The sequence below is a fragment of the Falsiroseomonas sp. E2-1-a20 genome (genome assembly GCF_051433195.1).
Lineage (GTDB): Bacteria > Pseudomonadota > Alphaproteobacteria > Acetobacterales > Acetobacteraceae > Falsiroseomonas.
This window is the reverse complement of sequence record NZ_JBHMFT010000012.1, coordinates 64,864-86,876: the sequence shown is the minus strand read 5'-3', so window position 1 is coordinate 86,876 and position 22,013 is coordinate 64,864. Positions and strand designations below refer to the sequence as shown.

Sequence of the window (22,013 nt, the reverse complement as noted above, 5' to 3'; positions counted from 1 at the left end):
ATCATCCGTGCGTTACGGCTGTGTCAGACCCGCCGCACGTTGATCGGCAGCGTCATCCCCTTCTGCGGCGTGGACAGGGTCTTCCGCCAGGCGCTGTCGATGAAGTACTGCCCGAGCGGGATGAACGGCACGTCCTGCCAGACCTGCGCCTGGATGCGCCGCGCGATGCCCTTCTGCTGGTCGAGCGAGCCGGCATCCAGCCACTCGTCGCGCATCGCCTCCAGTTCGGGGCTGGTCGGCCAGCCGAACCAGGCCTGGCGGCCATTGGCGCGCAGCAGCGGGTGCACGCCCGGGTTCGCCAGGTCGACGCCGCCGAACAGCACCACCAGCGCGTTCCAGCCGCCCTGCGCCGGCGGCTCCATCCGGCCGCGGCGCTGCAGCACCGTGCCCCAGTCGCTGGTGGCGCTTTCCGCATTGAGGCCCGAGCGTTTCAGCGCGTCGGTCAGCACCGTCGTCATGGTGTTGTTGTTCACCACGTCGGTCGGGTGCAGCACCGTCACCGGCTGGTTGGCGTAGCCCGCCGCCCGCAGCGCCGCGCGCGCCGCATCGAAGCTGCGCGGGCCGGTCAGCGCGCCGATGCCCTCGTCATTGGCCAGGGCGGAGGAGGTCGGGAAGGCGCCGATGCCGTCCTGCCACAGCGCCCGGTCGGTGCCCATGATGGAGGCCATGAAGTCCGCCTGGTTGATCGAATGCAGCAGCGCGCGGCGCACCGCCGCGTTGTCGAAGGGCGGGTGCAGGTGGTTCATGCGCAGCGAGGCCATCAGCCCGCCGGCATCAATGCGCTCCACCGTGATGTCGCGGTGGCGGGCGAGGATCGGCCGTAGGTCGGGCGCCACCTGCTCGTACCAGTCGACCTCCCCGGCCTGGAGTGCCGCGGCCGCGGTGCCGGCGTCGCTCATCACGCGGAACTCCACCCGCTCGAAATGCGCATGCTTGGCGCCGCCGAGCAGGTTGGGCGGGTTCGGGTTCGGCACGTATTCGGCGAATTTCCGGTACACCACCCGGGCACCCGAAAGCCGCTCATCCGCCACGAAGCGATAGGGTCCGCTGCCCACGACCTCCGTGAAGGGGCGCGTCGGGTCCACCGTGGCGAAGCGTTCCGGGAAGATGAAGCAGGGGTAGGCGGATGGCTTGCCCAGCGCCTCGATCATCGGGCCGAAGCGCTGCTTCAGGCGGATCTCGAAGCGCCGGTCGTCCAGCGCCGTCATGCTCTCGGTGCGCGCGCGCAGCGTCTGGCCCAGCGTGTCCCGCGCCGACCAGCGGGCGATGGAGGCGATGGCATCGCGCGCGCGCACCGGCTCGCCGTCATGGAAGCGGATGCCGGCGCGGAGCGTGAAGACCCAGCGCAGCCCGTCCTCCTCCACCACATGACCCTCCGCCAGCTGCGGATGCATGGTGAAGTCGCTGCCCGGGCCGTACAGCGTGTCCCAGCACATGTGGCCGTGGTTGCGGACGCCGTAGCTGGTGGTGTTCAGCGGGTCGAGCGTCGTGACATCCGCCTGCGGGATGAAGCGCAGCGTATGCGCCGCCTCGCCCTGCGCCAAAGCGGGCGCGGCGGGCAGCGCCAGGCCGGCGGCAAGGCCAGTCAGCAGGGTACGGCGATGCATGGCGATCTCCGGCTCGGGTCGGTTGTGCCGCGCAGCATGCCGTCCCGCGTCGCCGCCGCGCAATGGCGCAGCCGGGATCTTGAAGCCGCCGCGCCGCGCGGCCAGATGCGCGTCCAGGTCCGGGCCCCTCTGGCGCGCCGCGCGATGTCGGACCTCCCTTGCGGCCACGGCCGCGATCCGGAGGTTTCCCTGATGCACGACCTGATGGCTTTCCTCGTCTCCCTGTTCCTGCTGAACCCCTTGCAGGCCGAGATGCAGTCCCGCCTGGCGGAAGCCAGCGCCCCGCCCGCCGTGATGGCCGGCGTCGCCGCCTGCGCCGTCAGCGCCGGCCCGGCCCTGGTGCAGCGCGCCATGTCCGAACCGATCTGGGCCATCTCCACCGCCTTCCAGAGCTGGATCGGCACCGTGGAGCCGCAGGCGGTGCTGGGGCAGGCCGCACCCGGCTGCGTGCCCGCGATGGCGGCCGCACGCCCCTATCTGCTGCGAAGCTGAGCAGGACCGCTCCGGCCGCCGCGCAAAGCCGCCCCGGACCCGGTTGCAAGCCGGCCGGGACGGCGCGCATGATCGCCCCGCAGACAAACGGGGAGGCCCTCGATGGCCAACATCATTTCACGTCGCGGCGTCCTGCTGCTCGGCGGCGCCGCGCTCGCCACGCCCTTCATCCGCACCGCCCAGGCGCAGCAGACCCTGGAATGGGTCGCGGGGTCCGTGGGCGGCGGCTGGTACACCATGGCGGCCGGCCTGTCCTCCCTGATCGCGGAGGAGAACCCGGGCATCCGCATCCGCGTCGTCCCCGGCGGGGGCCTTGCCAATTCCACCCGCGTCAACAACGGCCAGTCGCCGCTCGGCTGGGGCATCGATGCCTTCACCGCGGCGGCCGCGCGGGGCGAGGAGCCCTACACCGCCAAGCATGAGAAGCTGCGCTCGCTCGGCACCGGCTACAGCCCGACCGAGCACAACCTGGTCCGCGCCGTGGGCTCCGGGCCGGAGGGGATGCGGGAGATCCTGACCCAGCGCGGCCTCAGGATCGCCTGCCCGCAGCGCTCCTCGACCGATGAGATGACCCTGCAGCGCATCCTGCGCTTCCTCGGCTCCAGCCCGGACAAGATCCGCGCCGAGGGCGGCCGCTACCTGAACGGCAGCTACGCCGACATCGCCGCCGCCTATGCCGATGGCCAAGTGGACTACCTGTACTGCGCGCTGGCCAAGCCGGCCGCGATCCTGACCGAGATCGGCCAGGGCCGCCGCGCCTCGCAGCTCGTCGGCTTCCCGGACGATGTCCGCAAGCACCTGGCGGACACCTACGCCTATGCCGAGGGCAAGCTGCCCGCCGGCACCTACCCGCAGCTGCAATCCGCCGACCTGATGGTGACGACGATGGACAGCGTCATCCTGGCGAACGAGGCGCTGCCGGCCGATGCCGCCTATGGCATCACCAAGACCCTGATCAAGAACCGCGGCACCCGGCTGACGCAGATCCACGCCAGCATGGGCGCCTTCGACCCGGCGGTGGCCTGGAAGTACAGCGGCGTGCCGCTGCACCCCGGCGCCGCGCGGGCGTTCCGCGAAGCCGGCGTGATGCCGGCCTGAGCGAAGACCCGGAAGTCGGACCGGGCCGGCGCGGCAGGATGCGGGACCTCGTCGGCCCACTGAAGTGGGTCTGTTGGGCGTGGGCGGCGGCCGCGGCGGCCGTCCACCTCTATTTCGGCGGCACGGGCTTCCCCGAGCCGATCCAGATGCGCGGCTTTCACCTGCTGGTGTTCACGCCGCTGCTGTTCCTGCTGTACCCGGCATCGAAGACGCGGTCGCCGAAGCATCGGCCCTCGGTGCTGGACTGGGTCTGGGCCGTCGCCTCCGGCGTTCCGCATGCCTGGGTGATGTGGAACTGGATGGCGGTCGCCGACCGCATGGAGTACGTCGACCCCTTCACGCCCACCATGATGGCGCTCGGCATCCTCGCCATCGTCACGCTGCTGGAGGCGATAAGGCGCGCGGTCGAACCCGGCCTCGCCATCATGGTCGCGATCTCGCTGGCCTACATGCAATGGGGCTGGCTGGTGCCGGGGATGCTCAACGCGCGGCCCTTCACGCCGGCCGAGATCGTCGAGGCCTCCTGGCTGGTTCCCACGGCCGGCGGCGTCTACGGGCCGCTGACCGGCATCGTCGCCACCATCATCGCCGTCTTCATCCTGTTCGGCAGCTTCATGCAGGGCAGCGGCACCGGGCGGCTGTTCTCCAACTTCGGCAGCGCCGTCGCCGGGCGGTATTCCGGCGGGCCGGCCAAGGTCGCCGTGGTGACCTCCGGCCTGTTCGGCACGATGAGCGGGTCCTCCGTCTCCAACGTCGTCACCACCGGGTCGATGACCATCCCGCTGATGATCCGCGTCGGCTACCGCCCGGCGGTCGCCGGCGGAATCGAGAGTGCCGCGAGCGTCGGCGGCGCGCTGATGCCGCCGGTGATGGGGGCGGCCGCCTTCGTCATGGCCGAGATCACCAACATTCCCTACGGCAACATCCTGGTCGCCGCCGCGGCCGGCGCCGTGCTGTACTACTTCGCCATCCTGTCCGCCGTGCATTTCGAGGCGAAGAAGCTCGGCCTCGCCCCCGTCCCGGCCGCGGAGATCCCCGCGTGGCGGGAGGTGCTGGCCGATGCCCACCTGGTCATCCCGATCGGCGTGCTGGTCTGGCTGATGACGGAACGCTGGTCCGGCAACTTCGCCGCCTTCTGCGCCACGCTGTCGATGGTGGGCGTCGCCTTCCTGCGGCGACGCAGCCGGATGACGCCGATGCAGGTGGTGGACAGCCTGGCGCGCGCCGGGCTGACCATGGCGCCGCTGGCCGTCACCATCGCCGGCGCCGGCATCGTCGTCTCCGCGCTGACCGCCACCGGCATGGTCGTGGCCTTCGGCGGCATCATCAAGGAACTGGCCGGCGGCAACCTGGCGCTGCTGCTGCTGTTCCTGGCGATCACCGTGCTGGTGCTCGGCATGGGGATTCCGACCACGCCGAGCTACATCATCGCCGCCGCCATCGGCGTGCCGCAGGTGCTGGAACTCGGCGCCTATCTGAACGTGGACATGCTGCAGGCGCACATGTTCGTCTTCTATTTCGCGGTGCTGGCGGACACCACGCCGCCCGTTGCCGCGGCGGCCTTTGCGGCGGCGGCGATCGCGAAATCCAGCCCCTCCATGACCGCGCTGCAATCCTCCCGCTTCGCCATCGCCGGCTTCGCGGTCGGCTTCGCGTTCATCTACGACCCCGGCATCATGATGCGCGGCGGCCTGGTGCAGATCATGCTGTCGATCTCCATCATGGCCGGCGCGCTGGTGCTGTTCACCTCGGCCTATGCGGGGTTCCTGCTGGCGCCGATGGGGACCATGCTGCGCCTGCTGCTCGGCGCGCTGGGCCTCGCGGTCGCCTTCCTGCACGCGATCCCGGACAGCGCCAGGCTGCTGCTGGCGCTTGGTGCGCTCGGCGGCGTCGCGGCATGGCAAATGGCGGCGGCCCGGACCGTAGGCCGGCTTCGGCCTCGCGGGTAGCCGCGAATCCCACTCCCCCTCGGGGGGGTTGAACGCATGCGTTCAACGGTGGGTCAGGGGGGCCGCGCCACCCTCATACCGCGCGCAGAAATCCTCGGCCTTCAGTCGCCGCATATCCGCCAGCCCCTCGGCCAGTTGCTCCCGCGTCCAGTCCCACCAGGCGATCCGCAGCAGGCTCGCCTGCACCTCCGGCGTGAAGCGATATCGCAGCACCCGCGCCGGATTGCCGACCGCGACGGCGAAAGCGGGCACGTCCTTCGTCACCACCGCCCCGGCGCCGATCGCCGCACCGGTGCCGATGGTCACCCCCGGCAGCACGATCGCGCCATGCCCGATCCACACGTCATGCCCCAGCGTCACATGGTGGTCGCGCCGCCAGTCGAAGAATCCGGCCTCGTCCTCCCCCAGGCCATAGGCGCTGGCGCGGTAGGTGAAATGGCTCAGCGCCACGCGGTCCAGCGGGTGGTTGCCGGGGTTGATCCGCGTGTGGCTGGCGATGGAACAGAACTTGCCAACCGTCGCGTAGATGATCTGGCTGTCGTTCACGACATAGGCGTAGTCGCCGAACACCGCCTCCGCGACGGAGGTGCGGGCGCCGACCTCCGTGTAGATCCCGAGGGTACTGTCCCTGACGCTCGCCGTCGGATGGATCAGCGGCGCCGCGCCGAGCTGCCGGCTCATGGCTGGATCAGCCGCAGGCGGATGCCGCGGCTCAGCCGGTCGATCAGCCCGACCGTCACCAGGATCATCAGCACGATGAAGGCGGCCTCGTCCCAGTCGTTCAGCCGGATGCGGTCGGCCAGCGCCAGGCCGATGCCGCCGGCGCCGACCACGCCGAGGATGGTGGCGGAGCGCGTGTTGCTCTCGAAGATGTACAGCAACTGCGTCAGCATCACCGGCGCCGCCTGCGGCAGCAGCCCGTAGCGGATGGCGTGCAGCCGCGACCCGCCGGCCGCCCGCACGCCTTCCACCTGGCGCCGGTCGGCGCTTTCCAGCGCCTCGGAGAAGGTCTTCGCGAACAGTCCGATATCCGGCACCGCCAGCGCCAGGATGCCGGCGAAGGGGCCCATGCCCACGGCCGAGACGAAGACCAGCGCCCAGACCAGGCTGTCCACCGCGCGCAGCCCGTCATAGCTGCGGCGCACCGTGAAGCGCAGCAGGCGGTTGCCGATGATGTTGCCGGCCCCGAACAGGCACAGTGGCAGCGCCACGACCGCCGCCAGCAGCGTGCCGAGGAAGGCCATGGCCACCGTTTCCGCGAGCGCGCTCAGCAATTCGGCCAGCGCGCCGCCGGGGGAGGGCGGCCACATCAGCGCCGCCAGCCAGCCCAGCTTCGCCGTGCCTTCCATCAGCCGGTCCGGCGCCGCATCCACCCGCCACAGCCCGAGCAGGAGCAGCGCGAAGCCGCCGGCGAAGACCCAGGGGGTGCGCAGTGCCATCATGCCGGCCGTACCGCCTCGGCGCCCAGGATGCGGTGCCGCAGCCGGCCGCAGAGCAGGTCGATCAGCGTCACCATCGCCAGCATCAGCAGCAGGATGGCGGAAATGTCCGGATACTCGAATTGCCGCACCGCCAGGTACAGCTCCTCCCCGATCCCGCCGGCACCGACGATGCCGAGCACGGAGGCCTCCCGCACGTTGATCTCGAAGCGCAGCAGGCCGAAGGACAGCAGGCCGGGCAGGGATTGCGGCAGCACGCCGTAGCGCATCGCCTGCGCCCAGCTCCCGCCCGCCGAGCGCACCGCATCGACGGTGCGCGGGTCCACATCCTCATGCACCTCGGCGAACAGTTTCCCGAGCGCGCCCATGGTGTGCAGCGCGATGGCGAGGACGCCGGCCAGCGGACCCAGGCCGTAGGCGTAGACGAAGATCAGCGCGAAGACCAAGGTCGGCACGGTGCGCGCCAACTCCAGGAAGCGCCGCACCAGCGTCACCACCCAGCCCGGCGCCAGCGTCGTCGCCGCCGGGAAGGACAGCAGCAGGGCCAGCGTGGCGCCGAGCACGGTGCCGGTATAGCCGATCAGCACGGTGTCCAGCAGCAGCCCGAGCCAGACGTCGAAGCCCCACATCCATTCGGCGATATCGGCGCCCAGCGTCTCCGCCCGCAGCACCGGGATGGTGCGGCCGATATAGTCCGCCGCCATCGGCAGCCCGGCCCAGAGCCGCGCCGCATCCACCTGCCCGACCACGGACGCCACCGCGACGGCACCCGCCATCAGCAGCGCGCCACCGAGCCAATGCAGGCGCCGCCGCCGTGCCGCGCGGTCCCACGCCCGGCCGGCCAGCGTGGCGGAGTTCAAGAACGACGGTCCCGCCGGCTCGCCTGGTTTTCCTCCGTCATCGCGATGACGTCGGCATAATCCTCGTGCCGCGCCGGCACGAAGCCGGTGGTGTTCGGGTTGAGCTGGCGCAGCGCCTCCGGAGCCTCCTGCGCCATCGCCTGCATCATCGCCACGAAGTCGCGCTTCAGGCCGTCCGGCAGCTCGGCGCGGGTGACGACCGGGGAGGACGGGATCAGCGGGCTGCGCCAGATGATGCGCGTGGCACCAGCCGGGATCATGCCCTTCTCGGTCATGCGCTGGATGTTGCCGCTGGCCTCGTTGTTCCAGAAGGTGGCCCCGGCGTCGAAGGTGCCGTTCAGCACGGCGACGACGGATTGCTCATGGCTGCCGGAAAACCCGGTGCGCCCGAAATGCTGCGCCGGCGCGAAACCCTCGCGCCGCAGGAAGTAGTTCGGCGCGGCGAAGCCGGAGGCGGAGTTCGGATCGGCAAAGGCAAACGACTTGCCGCGCAGATCGGCCAGCGACCGCGCCGGGCTGTCCGCCTTCACGAAGACGACGGAGTAGTAGCCCTCCGACCCGTCGAGGTTGCGGTAGCGCAGCAGCGGCTGCACCCGCTCGCCCATGGCGCGACGCGACAGCGCATAGGCGGCCGGGCCGAGATAGGCGAATTCGAGCTGCGAGGCCCGCAGCGCCTCCACCACCCCCGCATAGTCCGTGCCGCGGAACACCCGCAGCGGCACGCCGAGCCGGCGCTCCGCATAGGCCTGCAACCCGCCCTGCCGCGCGATCGCGTCGCGTTCGTTCTCCGAGGAAATGATGCCGTAGCGGATTTCCCGGAACGCGCCGCGCCAATCGGCTTGCGCCAGGGCGGGGGCGGCGAGGAAGGCGGCGGCGCTGGCAAGCGTGGTGCGGCGACGGATCATGGCGGCGTCCTCCGAGGAAGGTCGCGCCCCTCTAGCTTGCCTGGTGTTGCAGTCGCTTGACGCCCTGATGACCATGTGGCGACAGCCGCCCGATCCCGCGCCAAGCGGCCAGGTCATCCGTAGCACGGCCCGCCTGATTGTTATGGATCACAACAATTCGTCGCCTGCCCCGTTGCCAAGCCTGCCCGGCGCGGCACATACGGGCCAGGGACCAAGGAGACCCAAGGCGATGCGCACCCAGGTCGGCATCATCGGCGCAGGCCCCGCCGGGCTGCTGCTGTCCCACCTGCTGCACCTGGCCGGCATCGACAGCGTGGTGCTGGAAGCGCGGTCGCGCTCCTACGTTGAGGAACGCGTCCGCGCCGGCCTGCTGGAACAGGGCAGCGTCGACACGCTGACCGAGGCCGGCGTGGCGGACCGCCTGCACCGCCAGGGCCTGGCGCATCACGGCATCGAGCTGCGCTTCGACGGCGCCGGCCACCGCATCCCGCTGACCGACCTGACCGGCAAGGTCGTCACCATCTACGGCCAGCAGGAGGTGGTGAAGGACCTGATCGCCGCGCGGCTGGCCGCCGGCACCCGCTCCGGCAGCCCCGCCATCCTGTTCGACGTGGCGGACGTCGCGGTGCATGACGTCACCTCCGACACCCCGCGCATCAGCTTCACCCACGACGGCGTGGCGCAGGTGCTGGACTGCGCCTTCATCGGCGGCTGCGACGGCTTCCACGGCATCTGCCGCGGCGCCATCCCGGACGACATCATCCGCATCTACGACCGCATCTACCCCTTCGCCTGGCTCGGCATCCTGGCGCACAGCAAGCCGGTGTCGGAGGAGCTGATCTACGCCCGCCACCAGGACGGCTTTGCCCTGGCCACCATGAGGTCGGAGACGGTGACGCGGTTGTACCTGCAATGCGCGCCGGACGAGGACCTCGCGCTGTGGCCGGATGCGCGGATCTGGGCGGAACTGCACAAGCGCCTTGGCTGCGGCGCGGAACTCCAGGAAGGCCCGATCTTCCAGAAGGGCGTCACCGCCATGCGCAGCTATGTGGTGGAGCCGATGCGCCATGGCCGCCTGTTCCTGGCCGGCGACGCCGCCCACATCGTGCCGCCGACCGGCGCCAAGGGCATGAACCTGGCCATCGCCGACATCCGCGTGCTGGCCCGTGGCCTGGAGCGTTTCTTCGCCAAGGGCGACGCGACGCTGCTGGAACAGTATTCGGACATCTGCCTGCGCCGCATCTGGAAGGGCCAGCGCTTCTCCTGGTGGATGACCTCCATGCTGCACCGCTTCGATGGCGAGGACCGTTTCGAGCATCGGGTGCAGGTGGCGGAACTCGACTACGTCTCCACCAGCCGCGCCGCCATGACGACGCTGGCCGAGAACTATGTGGGCCTGCCCTACGAGGTTTAACCGCTGCGCAGCCGGATCGTCATCTCCAGCCGCGTGCCGCTGTTGTCGCTGGTCCAATGCACGGCGGAGCCGAGCTGCCGGCCGAAACTGTCGATCATCCGCATCCCGCTGCCGCCCGTCTTCCGCGGCAAGGGCAGGCCGTGGCCATTGTCCCACAGGCTGAGCTTGGCCCGCTGGGTCGATTCGGCCTCCAGCCTCAGCCCGACACGGCCCGGCCCATTGCCGAAGGCGTGCTTCAGGCTGTTGGTGATGAACTCGTTCACCGCGAGGCCCAGCGGCGCCGCCTGGTCCGGGGAGGCGATCAGCCCGTGCTGCACTTCCAGCACCAGCTGGATGCGCGCCGCCCCGCCCTCGTGGAAGCCGAGCAGCCCGGCGCTGAGCTGCGCCAGGTATTCACCGAGGTCGATCTGGTCCACCTCGCCGGACAGATGCAGCTTGTCGTGCAGCAGGCGCAGCGCCTCCACCCGCCGCGCCACGCCGCGCATCGCCGCCTTGCTTTCCGGCGCGCGCAGCTGGCGCGATTGCAGGTCCAGCATCGCCACCATGACCTGCAGGTTGTTCTTCACCCGGTGCTGTAATTCGCGCAGCAGGCGTTCGTTGTCCTCCGCCTTGCGGCGCAATTCGGCACTGGCGCGCAGCCGGCCGACGGCGGAGGCCAGCATGTTGGCGTAGGTCTGCAGGAAGGAGATATCGGCCGGCCCGAACGCCTCCCCCCGCCGGCTGTCCACCTGCAGCACGCCATAGGGCGGCGTGCCGTCCACGCCCATGATGACGACGCAGACCGCCGCCTGGCTGCCATGCTCGCGGACGAAGTTCGGGATCTCGAAGCGGTCCTCCCGGGTCAGGTCGGGCGAGACCACCGCCTGGCCGGTGCGCAGCGCGAGACCCTCCGGCCCATGCGCCATGTCGGTGCGGACCTCGCCCACCACGCCGGGCTGCCAGCCGACCCCCTCCCGCACCAGCAGCGTCAGCCCATCGGGCTGCAACTCCACCACCTTGGCGAGGTCGGTGCCGAGCGCCTCGCCGACCAGGCGGCAGGCTTCGTGCAGGATGTCGCCGAGGTCGTCGCATCTCAGCGCGAATTCGCCGAAGCGGGCCAGCGCCGCCTGCTGGGCCAGCAATTCCTGGGGGTCGGCCTGGGTGTTGGTAGACATGCCGGCCAAAAAGCCTGGATCGGCAGGAGGTTGCCTCTCCGGCCGCGTCAGGAATCCGTCATCCGGGCTTGGCGGATGGTCAGCCGCACATATGGAACCCGCCGCCGGGCAGCGGCACCAGGTCCAGGATTCCCAGGACCTCGAAGCCGTTGCCGAGCGGCCGCAGCACCAGCGCCGCCCCCTCCGGAAAGGCGCGCCCGCCGACCGACTCGCCGGCCACCATGATGGCGGGCGTCCGGTGGCCGACCAGGATGCGGTTGCCGCCGGGTGAAACAGGCGCGGCGAAAAGCCGCCGGTGTTCGGCCAGGACCCAGGCCAGGCGGCCGCCCGCATAGTCGTCCGCCAGAAGGCTGTCGGTCACCGCAACGTGTTCCGCGCCGAAGGCGATTTCCGCGGTATCCCGCGCCCGGAACACCGGCCCCGCCAGCACCGGGCGGCTGACCGGAATGCCCAGTTCAGCCAGGGCAGGTCCGATCCGCGCCGCCTGCGCCCGGCCCTCCGGCCCGATGTTGCGCTGGCCGGCGCGGTCGCCGATGCGGTAGCTGCGGTCGCAGTTCTCGCCGCGCGTGTCGGCGTGGCGGAAGAACATCACCAGCCCGCCGCCACGCAGCGCCTCGACCAGGGCCATGCCCTCGGGGCTGTCGACGCGCCGCGGCACCAGGCGCTGCTGTGCATGTGCCGGTGCCGAGGCCAGCAGGACTGGCACCAGTGCCGGCAGCAGGGCGCGTCGCTCAACCGCCAAGGATCGCCTCCACCACCTCCTGCACCTCCAGCGCCTCCCGCAGCGTCGCCAGATCCTGCGGCTGGCCGCGCGTCAGGGCCGCCACCTTGTCGAGCTGCCCGCGCAGCACCATCGGCCGCATCCGCTCATTCGGCAGCGCGTCGGGCGCCGGGCGGAAGGCGCCATCCGCCTCCAGCCGCTCGGCCAGCGACCAGTCGCGCAGGCGGATGCTGCCCGCCTCACCCTCCAGCCGCCATTCATTGGCCTCGTCGCGGTCGGTGCCGCCGACCCGGCCCTCGACCGTCACCGGCACGCCGCCTGCCGTAAGCCGCGCCCGCACCGCCGTCTCGGCACCGTCGCCGGCCGGGAAGGTGGCGTCGCGCTCCAGCAGTTCCAGCGGGCCGAGCTGCCGGCGCGTCAGGAACAGGAAGTGGGAGAGAACCTCCCGCGTGAAGCCACCCTCCGCCCGCTTCGCCAGCCACCCGGCCGCGCCCTGCTGCCAGCCGCGCGGCCAGGTGGCGAACGCCGCCCGGATGCCCAGCGCGCGCGGCGCGCCCATGCCCGCGCGCCAGGCGGCAAGCTGGGCGACGGCCGGGGAGGACGCCATCGGGAAGTTCACCGCCGCCCGCGCCCCGCTGGCCTCCGCCGCCGCCACGAAGCTGCGCGCCGCGGCCAGATCCGCCGCCAGCGGCTTTTCCAGGAAGGCCGCGCGCCCGGCGGCGAAGGCCGCGCCGGCATGGTCCAGGTGCGAACTGGGCGGGGAGGCGACGTACAGCGCCTCGCAGGCCGCGATCACCGCCGCCGGGCTGTCCAGCATCGGCAGCCCCGGCGCCACCTCCGCCAGCCGCGCGGCCGCGGCCGGGGAGGGATCCCACACCGCGACCGGCCGGATCACCGCCTGGTCATGCGCCAGCGCGGCCCGCAGCAGCCGTTCCCCCATGATGCCGAAACCGACGATGCCGAGCGTGACAGCCATGCTGCGCTTCCTTAATTGCCGCAGCCGGTTTAGCTGGTGGCGCCGCGCCGTCCACCCCACAGCACCAGCAGCGACACCACCGCGAGCAACCCGCAGCCCACCAGGAAGGGCAGCACCCAGCTTCCGGTGGCGGATACCGTCCAGGCGAAGGCGGCAGGCGCCGTCAGGTAGCCCAGGAAGCACAGCAGGATGGCGCCGGAGGAGGCTTCCGCCACCCGGTCCGGCGGCGAGACCCGCGCGACCTCCGCCAGGAAGATCCCGTTCCAGCTGGCCGCAGTGAAGCCCGACGCCATGGCCAGCAGCAGCCCGAGCCAGCCCGGCCCGCCCGGCCCGGCCAGCACCCAGGCCGCCGAGAGCGCCGCCGCCACCAGCCCGTGCACCGCCAGGCTGCGCGTCGCATCCCCCAGCCGGTCCGCCGCCCAGCCCAGCACCAGCCGCCCGGCCACCCCGGCCAGCTGCATCGCGGCGAACAGGCCGCCCGCCGCGGTCAGGCTGGCGCCGTGTTCCTGCACCAGCCAGGTCACGGTGAAGCTGAACAGGCTGCCCTGCAACGCGGCGAAGGCGAAGGCCTGCAAGGTGAGCCGTGGCAGCACGGGGTGCATCCGCAGCGCCGCCAGCGGCGCGCCGAGGCGTTTCAGCGCGAAGGCCTCCCGCAGCGGCCGCGCCGGGTCCCGCTCGGCATCCAGCGTGGCGCGCATCGGCTGGATCGCGACGGCGCAGGCCAGCGCCACCACGATGCCCACCAGCAGCGCCGCCTGCCAGCCATACAGCGCAGCCACGGGTGCGGCGATGAAGCCGGCCAGCGCGCCGCCCGCCGGGGCGCCGGCCTGCTTGATGGAGAAGATCAGCACCCGGTGCCGCGGCGGCGCGGTGGCCTGCAGGATGCGGCTGCCGGCCGGCCCGGTCGGGCCATAGCCCACGCCCATCAGCAGCGCCGCCAGAGGCAGCAGCCAGACCACCCCGCCCGCCGCCGCCGCCAAGGCCAGGCTGCCGAGCAGCGCGCCGCCCTGCAACATCCGCAGCGGCCCGAAGCGCGCCACCAGCGGCGTGCCGAACAGCAGGAACAGGATCGCACCCAGGGTATTCAGGCTGGAGAAATTGCCGATGCTCTCCGGCGGCAGGCCCAGTTCCGCCGTCATCAGCGGCGCCACCACCGGCACCGCCTGGCTCAGGAAGGTGCCCACCGTCTGCATCAGCAGCGTGGCCGAAAGTGCCGCGACCCAGGGCTTGAACAAACCAGGTTTCGCCACGCTGAGCGACGCCGGCTCAGCGCCGCAGGCGGAGGTCCAGCCCCTTGGCCATCCAGCGCTGCTCGATGCCATCGAGGTCGGTGAGGCCGGAGGGCCGCGCCTTGGAGGGCTGGTCGCGCAGCCCCGGCGCGCGGTCGCGCAGCCAGATGCCGTACAGCCGGCGCAGCTCGACCAGCGGCAGCGCATGGTCATCGACGCGCAGCGACAGGTCCGGAAAATCCTCCGTGGTCGTCAGCACCAGCGCGGCGGACTGCCGGCCGCGCCGGTCGCCGCCGGCCGCCTCCCCGGCATCCAGCGCCGCCAGCAGGCGTTCCGCCAGCACCAGGTCGGGGTTCGCCACGAAGGCCGCGTAGGTATCCGCCAGCACCGCCGGCCCGGCCAGCATGTTGCCGGCGAAGGAGACATGGGCGGAGGTCACGTCGCCGCACCACTCGACGCAGTTGCCACCCGTATAGGCCGCGCTGCGCCCGTGCCGGTCCACCGCATGCACCTGCCGCAGCCCGCGCCCCTCGTCGCCCGCCAGCGCGCCCTCGATCGCCGCGGCCGGCGAAAGCCCGCGCGCCAGGCCATCCAGCACCGCCGGGCCCAGGTAGCGGTTGGTCATGGATTGCGTGGACACCGCGCCGACCCCGGACCGCACGAAGGGGCAGGAGGCGCCGACGGCGAAGGCGCAGGTGGTGACGGCCACCGCGAAGGCACCGGTTTCCGGGTCATGGGCGACGATGGACCAGGTCATGGCAGGGCTTCCGATTCCCGAGGCGGACCCCACTACAGGGCGTTCCGCGGTTGCGCGCCAGTCCAGGCTGGGTCATTTTGCTTCCAATATCTCAAGGGAGGAACGAAACATGTCGTCCAAGCTGTTGCGTCGACACGTCCTGGTTGGTCTCGGCGCCCTCGCGGCCCCGGCGATCTCAAGCGGCGCCGCGCGCGCCCAATCCCCCTGGCCGGACCGCCCGATCCGCCTGATCGTGCCCTTCGGCGCCGGCGGCGCCATCGACACGCTGTCCCGCACCGTCGCCGCGAAGTTCCCGGAAGTGACCGGCGGCCAGACCCTGGTGGTGGAAAACCGCGCCGGGGCCGGCGGCACCATCGCCGGCGCCGTGGTGGCGCGGGAGAAGCCGGACGGCCTGACCCTGATGATGGCCGATGTCGGCGCCAACGCGATCGGCAAGGAGTTGATCCCGAGCCTGACCTATGACCCGCCCACCGCCTTCACCCCCATCATCCACCTGGTCAACCTGCCCGCCGTCCTCATGGCGCATCCCAGCGTGACCGCGAAGGACATGCGGGAGGTGATCGCCCAGGCGAAGGCCCGGCCGGACGGCTTCACCTATTCCTCCGCCGGCAACGGCAATGGCAGCCACCTGTTCATGGCGCTGTTCCTGAAGGAGGCCGACATCAAGATGGTGCACGTGCCCTACCGCTCGGGCGCGGAGATGGTGACGGCGCTGATCCGCGGCGATGCGCAGTTCGGCTTCCCCACCGTCTCCTCCGGCATCGGCCAGATCCGCCAGGGCAATGCCCGCGCGCTCGGCATCGGCAATGCCAGCGGCACGCCGCTGCTGCCCGACGTGCCCGCCGTGTCCACCGTGCTGCCGGGCTTCGAGACCGCGGTGTGGCACGGCATCGTGGCCCCTGCCGGCATGGAGCCGGCCCTGGCGCAGCGGATCAACGAGGTGTTCGGCCGCATCGCCGCCATGCCGGACGTGAAGCAGCGCATCTTCGACACCCAGGCGGGTGCCGTGGTCGGCGGCAGCCCGGCCGATTTCGCGGCGCATATCGCCCGCGAGGTGGCGCGCTGGACGCCGATCATCCGCGAGGGCGGCATCGCCTCCGGCTGAGGCAGACGCGGCCTGCTGGCGCGCCCATTGATCGAGACCTGCGGCCGAATGGCCGCCGCCGCAAATGCGGCGAGCCGAGCAAAGCGCCGGCGCCTGAGGTCGAATCGGTCACGATCCGCGGAATTTGATTTCAGCCTTTCCGCGCCAGCAGCACGAAGGCCAGCGCGTGCTCCGGCCCCGCGCGCCGGCCGAGCAGCCGCGCCGCCTCGATGAATTCCGGGTCCTCCTCCAGCGCCGTCAGCCCCGGCGCCGCGCCCGGCAGCGCCCAGCCTGGCGAGAGGAAGCACCCATCGCTCCGCACCACCGCAAGCCCCGCGGCGCGCAGCATCCCGGTGAGTTCCGCCACGCCGAAGCCGACCTCCGCCGTCGCCAGCCCGAGGCGGCGCTGCGCCCGCAGCGCCAGGCTGTCCCGGTTCGTCGCGCTGAGCATCAGCCGCCCGCCGCGCGCCAGAACCCGCGAGGCCTCCGCCAGCACGGCGGGCAGGTCGGCCAGCGCCTCCACCGTGTCGATCAGCAGCGCCGTGTCGAAACTGGCTTCGTCGAAGGCCATCCGCGCCGCATCCATGCGCGTGAAGCCGAAGGCCGGCAGCCCGGCATGGCGGGCCTGTGCCGCCGCGATCGCGGCAGGCGAGAGGTCGATGCCCGTCACCTGCGCGGCCTGCGGCAGCAGTGGCGCCAGCCGGCCGGCGCCGCAGCCGATATCCAGCACCGCCTCCCCCGCCGCCGGGCCGAGGTAGTCCACGATCAGCCGGTCCAGCTCCGCCTGAAATGCATTTTCGCGCGCCGCGCCCGGCTCGCCGCCGGGCACCAGCCAGGGCCGCGGCGGCACGTCGGCGATGCGCGGCGGCGGCCTTGCCGGCCGTGGCGCCCGCACCGGCGCGGGGAGCGGGCGCGGGGCGGGGGGCGGTGCCACCGGCTCGGGCGACGCTTCCGCCAGTTGCAGCACCGGCTCCGGCGCCGGCGGCAGCGCCTGGTAGTTCACCTGGAAGGCGCGCAGGTGGTCGGTCTCGGTCAGGTCGGCGAGGCCGGAGCCCTGGGCGAAGACCACGAAGACCGCATTGGCGAAAACCGGCGCCGCCTGCACCACCAGGGCATCCAGGAAAAGGCGCGGCAGCCGGTCCAGCTCGCCCTTGTGGACCACGACCCAGGCGAAATCCGCCGGCGCGTGGCCGTCGATGGAATCGAAGCGCTCGGCGCGCGGGATCGCCCAGCGGAACGGGTCCGGCGCCACCACCCGGTCTGCGGGCGCCATGCGGCTGCGCAGGAAGCCGGCGGTGTCCGCCCAGGCGGCGTCGTCATGCGGGAAGGACATGTAGGGTCGGGAGCCTGCCGTGATGCGCCGCCAGTGTCGCGGCGCATCAGGCCGGTATCAAGCGGTGCAGTCCAATTGGTCGGCCAGCACCGGGAAGCTTTCCGCCACGAAGTCCCAATCCTGCGCCGGCGCCAGGTCCTTGTCCTGCCCCGGCCCGTGCTCGGTCGGCCTGGGGATGAACGCCGTGCGGAACCCGGTCTTCCGCGCCGCCGCCAGGTCCCCGTTATGCGCCGCCACCAGCATGCACTGCGCCGGGGCCAGCCCGAGCACCTCCGCCGTGCGAAGATAGGCGGCCGGGCTCGGCTTGAAGGCCTGGGAGACCTCGGAACCCAGGATCGCATCCCAGGGCAGCCCGGCGCGCTTGGCCATGTTCAACAGCAGCGCGATGTTGCCGTTCGACAGCGGCGCGATGATGAAGCGGGACCGCAGGCGGTGCAGCCCCGCGACGCTGTCCGGCCAGGGGTCGAGCCGGTGCCAGGCGCGGTTCAGCCCATCCAGCTCCGCCTCCGCGATGCCGGTCGGGTCGAGGCCGTGGTCGCGCAGCACCGCCTCCAGGTTCTCCCGGTGCAGCACATCCAGCCGCACGAAGGGCCGCGCACCACTGCGCACCTGTTCCATCGCCGGCTGGTAGCGCCGGCGCCAGGCATCGGCGAAGCCCGCCGGGTCCACGCCGGGCAGGTGCTTCGCCAGGAACGGCGCCGCCTCCCGCGCCACGCCGCTGCGCCAGTCCACCACGGTGCCGAAGACGTCGAACAGCAGCGCCTTCACGTCGTTCATTCTGCGGCCTTCGCCGGCAGGTTGCCCGCCGCCTCGGCCCATTTCCGGTCGAACTCCCACACATCCGGGAAGCCCATCAGCTCGCACATGCGGGCGAAGCTGTAGGCGTCGTTGACGCCCATGTTGTTCGAATGCCCATCGGCCTTGAGCTGCCCATAGGCCTTGGTCAGCGCCGCGGCCACGGTCAGGAAACCCACCGCCGGGTAGATCGCGATGCGGTAGCCCATGGCGTGCAGCCGGTCCGCCGGCACGATCGGCGTGCGGCCGCCCTCGACCATGTTGGCAAACAGCGGCTTCCTGATCTGCCGGCCGACCTCGGCCATCTCAGCCTCGCTCTCCGGGCTCTCGATGAAGATCACGTCGGCGCCGGCTTCCGCGAACATCTTGCCGCGCCGGATCGCCTCCTCCAGCCCCAGCGAGGTGCGCGAATCGGTGCGGGCGATGATGAGGAAATCCTCGCTGCGCCGCGTCTCCGCCGCGACGCGGATCTTCAGCGCCATCTCCTCCGCCGGGATCACCTTGCGGCCGGGCGTGTGGCCGCATTTCTTCGGAACCTCCTGGTCCTCCATCTGGATCGCGGTGACGCCGGCATCCTCGTAGCCGCGTACGGTGTGGCGCACGTTCAGCAGCCCGCCATAGCCGGTGTCGGCATCGGCGATCACCGGCGTCGTGCAGCCCCGCGCGATGGTGCCCATGCGGGACACCATGTCCGTATAGGTCGCGATCCCCGCATCCGGCAGCCCGAGATGCGAGGCCGTGACGCCGAACCCGGTCGCGTACAGCGCCTTGAACCCCATGCCGTCCGCCACCTTGGCGGAGATCATGTCGAACACCCCCGGGGCGAGGATGAATTCATCGGCGGCAAGCGCCTGCCGCAGGCTGGGGTGGGCCATGTCGCAAGGATCCTTCAGGCTTCGATGAGGAGAAAGGGCACGCCGGCGCGTTCGCCAATGGCGCGGATCTGCGCCTCCAGCGCAGCCGGGATGGGAATGCCGCCGGCCAGCCGCGCCGCATGCTCGGCGCGCTCCGGGTCGCCCGGCACCAGCACCGGCTGCGCCGGGTCGGCCGCCGGCGTCGCGCGCAGCACGTCCACGGCCTGGTCGAGGTCCTGTTCGAAATCGCCCTCCGGCCGGAAGGCGGCGGGATTCAGCGCCAGCATGAAGTGGCCGATATCGTCCGGGTCCTCCAGCCGCTGCGTCTTCACCCGGATCGGGGAGAACGAGGCACCGGACAGCGTGGCGCCCAGGATATGCGCCATCAGCGCCAGGCCGTAGCCCTTGTGGCTCGCCATGTCCGGCGTGCCGCCCACCGGCGAAAGCCCTCCCTCGGCGCGCTCGAACACCTGCGCCACGGCGGCGGCACCCTCGGTCACCGGCCGGCCCGCGCCATCCACCACCCAGCCCTCCGGGATCGGCTTGTTGCGCATGGCGCGGGAGCGCACCTTGTTCGCCGCCGTCGTCGTCGTCGCCATGTCCAGCACCACCGGCGGGTGCCGCTGGCCGGGGGCGGCGAAGGCGATGGGGTTGGTGCCGAGCACCGGCATGGCGCCATGCGTCGGCACCATCGCCATGGTCCGCGTGCCGCTGGTCACCAGCCCGACGCAGCCTTCCCGCGCCGCCAGCTTCACATACCAGCCCGCCGCGCCGAAATGATGGCTGTTGCGCACGGCGACCGCGCCCACCCCATGCTGCTTCGCACGCTTGATCGCCATGCGCATGGCGTAGGCCGCCGCCGGATGGCCGAGCCCCGCGCCGCCATCCACCAGCGCCACCGCGCCGCCATCGCGTTCGATGCGCGGCCGCGCATTCAGCTTGACCTGTCCCGCCCGGCGCATCGCCTCGTAGCTCGCCAGCATCCCGATCCCGTGGCTGTCAACGCCCGAGAGGTCGGTGTCCACCATCACCTCGGCGGTTTCCGTCGCCAGGTCCCCCGGCATGCCCCAGGCTTCCAGGATCGCCAGGATCTGCGCCCGCACGCTGTCCGCCGTCGCCCGCATGGTCTGCTGCTTCCCCCGAGCCGATTTGCGCAAGGGGTGGACCGGGCGCGGCGCCCAGTCAATCAGGCCGGACGTCATGCAATCCTTGAAACCGCCCCCGTCACCCTGCCACCATCGCGGGAGGAGGGCCGGGTGAATGCCCGCGCCATCGGGAGGAACAACATCATGACCATCGCCATCATCCTGCACCGCAAGGGCACGACGGTGATTTCGGTCGGCGCCAATGACGACGTCGGCAGCGTGGCGCGCGTGCTTGCGGAGAACCGCATCGGTGCCGCGCTGGTGCGCGATTCCGCCGGCGACGTGCTCGGCATCGTCAGCGAGCGCGACATCGTCCGCGTCGTCGGCGAACACGGCGCGGCCTCTGTCACCATGCCGGTGGCGGAGTTGATGACCCGCGCGCTGCACACCGTCACGCCACGCACCCGCATTCCGGAGGCGCTCGCCCTGATGACCGACCGCCGCGTGCGTCACTTGCCGGTGATGGAGGAGGATGGCAGCCTCGCCGGCATGGTCTCGATCGGCGACCTGGTGAAGGCGCGGATCGAGGAAGCACTGCACGAGGCCGAGGAATTGCGGCACTACGTCGAAAGCGCGGGGTGATCCGGATGCGGCGTGTCCTGTTGGCATTTGTCTTCTCCCTCGGCCCGCTGGGGGCAGGGGCCCAAAGCCTCACCGTCGCGACCGCCGCGCCGCCCACCTCCGTCGATCCGCATTTCTACAACGCCGCGCCGAACTTCGCCCTGTCCATGCACATCTTCGATCGCCTGGTGGAACGCGACGCGGAGGTGAAGACATATCCCGGCCTCGCCGCATCCTGGGAGGCGGTGGCACCCACCATCTGGGAGTTCAGGCTGCGCCCCGGCGTCACCTGGCATGACGGCCAGCCCCTCACGGCGGAGGATGTGGCGTTTTCCGTCGCGCGCCCGCCGCTGGTTCCGAATTCGCCCGCCAGCTTCAGCCCCTTCGTCCGCGCCATCCAGCGCACCGAGATCGTCGATGCGTTGACCGTGCGCTTCCACACCGCGGCGCCGCATCCGCTGCTGCCGGTGGAACTCGGCTCCATCGCCATGGTGGCGAAGCATGCGGTGGAAGGCCGTGGGACGGAGGATTTCAACGCAGGCCGCGCCGCCATCGGCACCGGCCCCTTCCGCATCACGGGCTCCACCCCCGGCGACCGCTTCGAACTGACGCGCAACCCCGCCTGGTTCGGCGACCGGCTGCCGTGGGAACGGGTGACCTACCGCATCATCGCCAACGACGCCGCGCGCGTCTCCGCGCTTCTGGCCGGCGATGTCGACCTGATCGACCAGGTGCCGTCGACCGACCTCGCCCGCCTGAAGCGCGACCAACGCGTCAGCGTGGCCGAGGTGCAGGGCCTGCGCCTGATCTTCATCGCCTTCGACCGGTCCCGCCGCGGCGCCCCGCCGCAGGTGACGGACAATGACGGAAGGCCGCTGGAGGCCAACCCCTTCGACGATGTCCGCGTGCGCCGCGCGCTGAACATCTCGGTCAACCGAGAGGCGCTGGTCGACCGTGTGATGGAAGGCGCCGCCGCCCCTGCCGGCCAGTGGATGCCCGCCGGCACCACCACCCACGCGCCGGAGGTGCCGGTGCCTGACTTCGACCCGGAGGGCGCGCGCCGCCTGCTGGCCGAGGCCGGCTTCCCGCAGGGCTTCCGGATGACCCTGTTCACACCGAACGACCGCTATCCCAACGATGCCCGCACGGCGCAGGCGGTGGCGCAGATGTGGACACGGATCGGCGTCCGCACCGCGGTGGAGGCGCAGCCCTGGTCGGCCTATTCGGCCCGCTCCGCCCGGCAGGAATACCCGATTCGCCTCGCCGGCTGGGGCAGCAGCACCGGGGAGGCGGGCAGCTTCCTGATCAGCGTGCTCGGCACCTTCAACCGCGCGGCGCAGCGCGGCGCCGCCAATGCCGCGCGCTATTCCAACCCGGAACTCGACGCGCTGACCGACCGCGCGGCGACGCTGCTGCAACTGGAAGACCGCGCCGCCGTGCTGCGCCAGGCGATCCGGCTGGCCACCGACGACGTGGCGATGGTGCCGCTGTTCAACATCTCCAACAGCTGGGCGACCCGCCGCGGCCTCGTGCATGAGCCGCGGATGGATGAGCGGACCGTTGCCATGGGCACGCGACCGGCACGTTAAGGGGTTGCCGTGCCTGGGCTTTGGAGGCGATGCTGAACCCACGGAGATCAA

General features: G+C 71.5%; 21 protein-coding genes. 7 read left to right on the top strand and 14 right to left on the bottom strand.

Annotation, left to right across the window (positions count from 1 at the left end):
* Positions 1–23: 23 nt before the first annotated feature.
* Positions 24–1,607, bottom strand: coding sequence for an ABC transporter substrate-binding protein (locus ACFHPP_RS15990; RefSeq protein WP_437164246.1), 1,584 nt, complete (start codon positions 1,605–1,607; stop codon positions 24–26).
* Here ACFHPP_RS15990 and ACFHPP_RS15985 point away from each other — a divergent pair.
* From ACFHPP_RS15985 to ACFHPP_RS15975, 3 genes are all read left to right on the top strand, one after another.
* Positions 1,602–2,099: a hypothetical protein gene (locus tag ACFHPP_RS15985; protein ID WP_437164245.1), complete on the top strand. Its 498-nt coding sequence runs from the start codon at positions 1,602–1,604 to the stop codon at positions 2,097–2,099. The genes ACFHPP_RS15990 and ACFHPP_RS15985 overlap by 6 nt on opposite strands.
* Positions 2,100–2,201: 102 nt before the next feature.
* On the top strand, positions 2,202–3,197 hold the full coding sequence (locus tag ACFHPP_RS15980; RefSeq protein WP_437164244.1) for a TAXI family TRAP transporter solute-binding subunit: 996 nt from the start codon (positions 2,202–2,204) through the stop codon (positions 3,195–3,197).
* A 38-nt stretch (positions 3,198–3,235) separates the two neighbouring features.
* Positions 3,236–5,146 carry a TRAP transporter permease gene (locus tag ACFHPP_RS15975; protein ID WP_437164243.1) on the top strand — a complete coding sequence of 637 codons (1,911 nt, stop codon included), beginning with the start codon at positions 3,236–3,238 and terminating at the stop codon, positions 5,144–5,146.
* 42 nt (positions 5,147–5,188) lie between these two features.
* On the opposite strand, the gene ACFHPP_RS15970 is transcribed toward ACFHPP_RS15975, so the two are convergent.
* Genes ACFHPP_RS15970 through phnD form a run of 4 tightly spaced genes read right to left on the bottom strand, consistent with a single transcriptional unit; the run spans position 5,189 to position 8,350 of the window.
* Positions 5,189–5,827: a chloramphenicol acetyltransferase gene (locus tag ACFHPP_RS15970; protein ID WP_437164242.1), complete on the bottom strand. Its 639-nt coding sequence runs from the start codon at positions 5,825–5,827 to the stop codon at positions 5,189–5,191.
* Positions 5,824–6,588, bottom strand: a complete 765-nt coding sequence (gene phnE / locus ACFHPP_RS15965; RefSeq protein ID WP_437164241.1) for a phosphonate ABC transporter, permease protein PhnE — start codon at positions 6,586–6,588, stop codon at positions 5,824–5,826. Before phnE (ACFHPP_RS15965) ends, ACFHPP_RS15970 begins: the two co-directional genes overlap by 4 nt.
* The gene (gene phnE / locus ACFHPP_RS15960; protein ID WP_437164240.1) at positions 6,585–7,445 is read right to left on the bottom strand and encodes a phosphonate ABC transporter, permease protein PhnE; all 861 of its coding nucleotides are present in this window, start codon (positions 7,443–7,445) and stop codon (positions 6,585–6,587) included. The genes phnE (ACFHPP_RS15965) and phnE (ACFHPP_RS15960) overlap by 4 nt, the downstream gene beginning before the upstream one ends.
* Positions 7,442–8,350 (bottom strand): phosphate/phosphite/phosphonate ABC transporter substrate-binding protein, encoded by a 909-nt coding sequence (gene phnD / locus ACFHPP_RS15955; protein WP_437164239.1) that lies wholly within the window; start codon positions 8,348–8,350, stop codon positions 7,442–7,444. Before phnD ends, phnE (ACFHPP_RS15960) begins: the two co-directional genes overlap by 4 nt.
* A gap of 229 nt (positions 8,351–8,579) precedes the next feature.
* On the opposite strand from phnD, the gene pobA reads away from it, so the two are divergent.
* A complete protein-coding gene (gene pobA, locus ACFHPP_RS15950) occupies positions 8,580–9,764 on the top strand; it encodes a 4-hydroxybenzoate 3-monooxygenase (RefSeq protein ID WP_437164238.1) in 1,185 nt (394 codons plus the stop codon).
* On the opposite strand, the gene ACFHPP_RS15945 is transcribed toward pobA, so the two are convergent.
* The 5 genes from ACFHPP_RS15945 to ACFHPP_RS15925 form a co-directional block, all read right to left on the bottom strand.
* Positions 9,761–10,918, bottom strand: a complete 1,158-nt coding sequence (locus ACFHPP_RS15945; RefSeq protein ID WP_437164237.1) for a sensor histidine kinase — start codon at positions 10,916–10,918, stop codon at positions 9,761–9,763. The two genes, pobA and ACFHPP_RS15945, sit on opposite strands and share 4 nt — an antisense overlap.
* Positions 10,919–10,997: 79 nt before the next feature.
* Entirely contained in the window at positions 10,998–11,660 is a 663-nt protein-coding gene (locus tag ACFHPP_RS15940) for a hypothetical protein (RefSeq protein WP_437164236.1), read from the bottom strand.
* On the bottom strand, positions 11,650–12,615 hold the full coding sequence (locus ACFHPP_RS15935; RefSeq protein WP_437164235.1) for a Gfo/Idh/MocA family oxidoreductase: 966 nt from the start codon (positions 12,613–12,615) through the stop codon (positions 11,650–11,652). The genes ACFHPP_RS15940 and ACFHPP_RS15935 overlap by 11 nt, the downstream gene beginning before the upstream one ends.
* A gap of 29 nt (positions 12,616–12,644) precedes the next feature.
* Positions 12,645–13,865, bottom strand: a complete 1,221-nt coding sequence (locus ACFHPP_RS15930; RefSeq protein ID WP_437164234.1) for an MFS transporter — start codon at positions 13,863–13,865, stop codon at positions 12,645–12,647.
* A 16-nt stretch (positions 13,866–13,881) separates the two neighbouring features.
* Positions 13,882–14,601, bottom strand: coding sequence for a DUF1028 domain-containing protein (locus tag ACFHPP_RS15925; protein WP_437164233.1), 720 nt, complete (start codon positions 14,599–14,601; stop codon positions 13,882–13,884).
* Between the two features lie 109 nt (positions 14,602–14,710).
* Here ACFHPP_RS15925 and ACFHPP_RS15920 point away from each other — a divergent pair, with 109 nt between their 5' ends.
* Entirely contained in the window at positions 14,711–15,706 is a 996-nt protein-coding gene (locus ACFHPP_RS15920; protein ID WP_437164232.1) for a Bug family tripartite tricarboxylate transporter substrate binding protein, read from the top strand.
* Between the two features lie 130 nt (positions 15,707–15,836).
* Here ACFHPP_RS15920 and ACFHPP_RS15915 read toward each other — a convergent pair whose 3' ends face one another.
* The 4 genes from ACFHPP_RS15915 to ACFHPP_RS15900 are packed head-to-tail and all read right to left on the bottom strand — an operon-like array spanning position 15,837 to position 19,791.
* On the bottom strand, positions 15,837–17,018 hold the full coding sequence (locus ACFHPP_RS15915) for a class I SAM-dependent methyltransferase (protein WP_437164231.1): 1,182 nt from the start codon (positions 17,016–17,018) through the stop codon (positions 15,837–15,839).
* Between the two features lie 57 nt (positions 17,019–17,075).
* The gene (locus tag ACFHPP_RS15910) at positions 17,076–17,795 is read right to left on the bottom strand and encodes a haloacid dehalogenase type II (protein WP_437164230.1); all 720 of its coding nucleotides are present in this window, start codon (positions 17,793–17,795) and stop codon (positions 17,076–17,078) included.
* On the bottom strand, positions 17,792–18,688 hold the full coding sequence (locus ACFHPP_RS15905; RefSeq protein ID WP_437164229.1) for an isocitrate lyase/PEP mutase family protein: 897 nt from the start codon (positions 18,686–18,688) through the stop codon (positions 17,792–17,794). The genes ACFHPP_RS15910 and ACFHPP_RS15905 overlap by 4 nt, the downstream gene beginning before the upstream one ends.
* A gap of 14 nt (positions 18,689–18,702) precedes the next feature.
* The gene (locus ACFHPP_RS15900; RefSeq protein ID WP_437164228.1) at positions 18,703–19,791 is read right to left on the bottom strand and encodes an Ldh family oxidoreductase; all 1,089 of its coding nucleotides are present in this window, start codon (positions 19,789–19,791) and stop codon (positions 18,703–18,705) included.
* 165 nt (positions 19,792–19,956) lie between these two features.
* On the opposite strand from ACFHPP_RS15900, the gene ACFHPP_RS15895 reads away from it, so the two are divergent.
* Positions 19,957–20,394 carry a CBS domain-containing protein gene (locus ACFHPP_RS15895; RefSeq protein WP_437164227.1) on the top strand — a complete coding sequence of 146 codons (438 nt, stop codon included), beginning with the start codon at positions 19,957–19,959 and terminating at the stop codon, positions 20,392–20,394.
* Between the two features lie 5 nt (positions 20,395–20,399).
* Positions 20,400–21,962 (top strand): ABC transporter substrate-binding protein, encoded by a 1,563-nt coding sequence (locus ACFHPP_RS15890; RefSeq protein WP_437164226.1) that lies wholly within the window; start codon positions 20,400–20,402, stop codon positions 21,960–21,962.
* Positions 21,963–22,013: the final 51 nt, after the last annotated feature.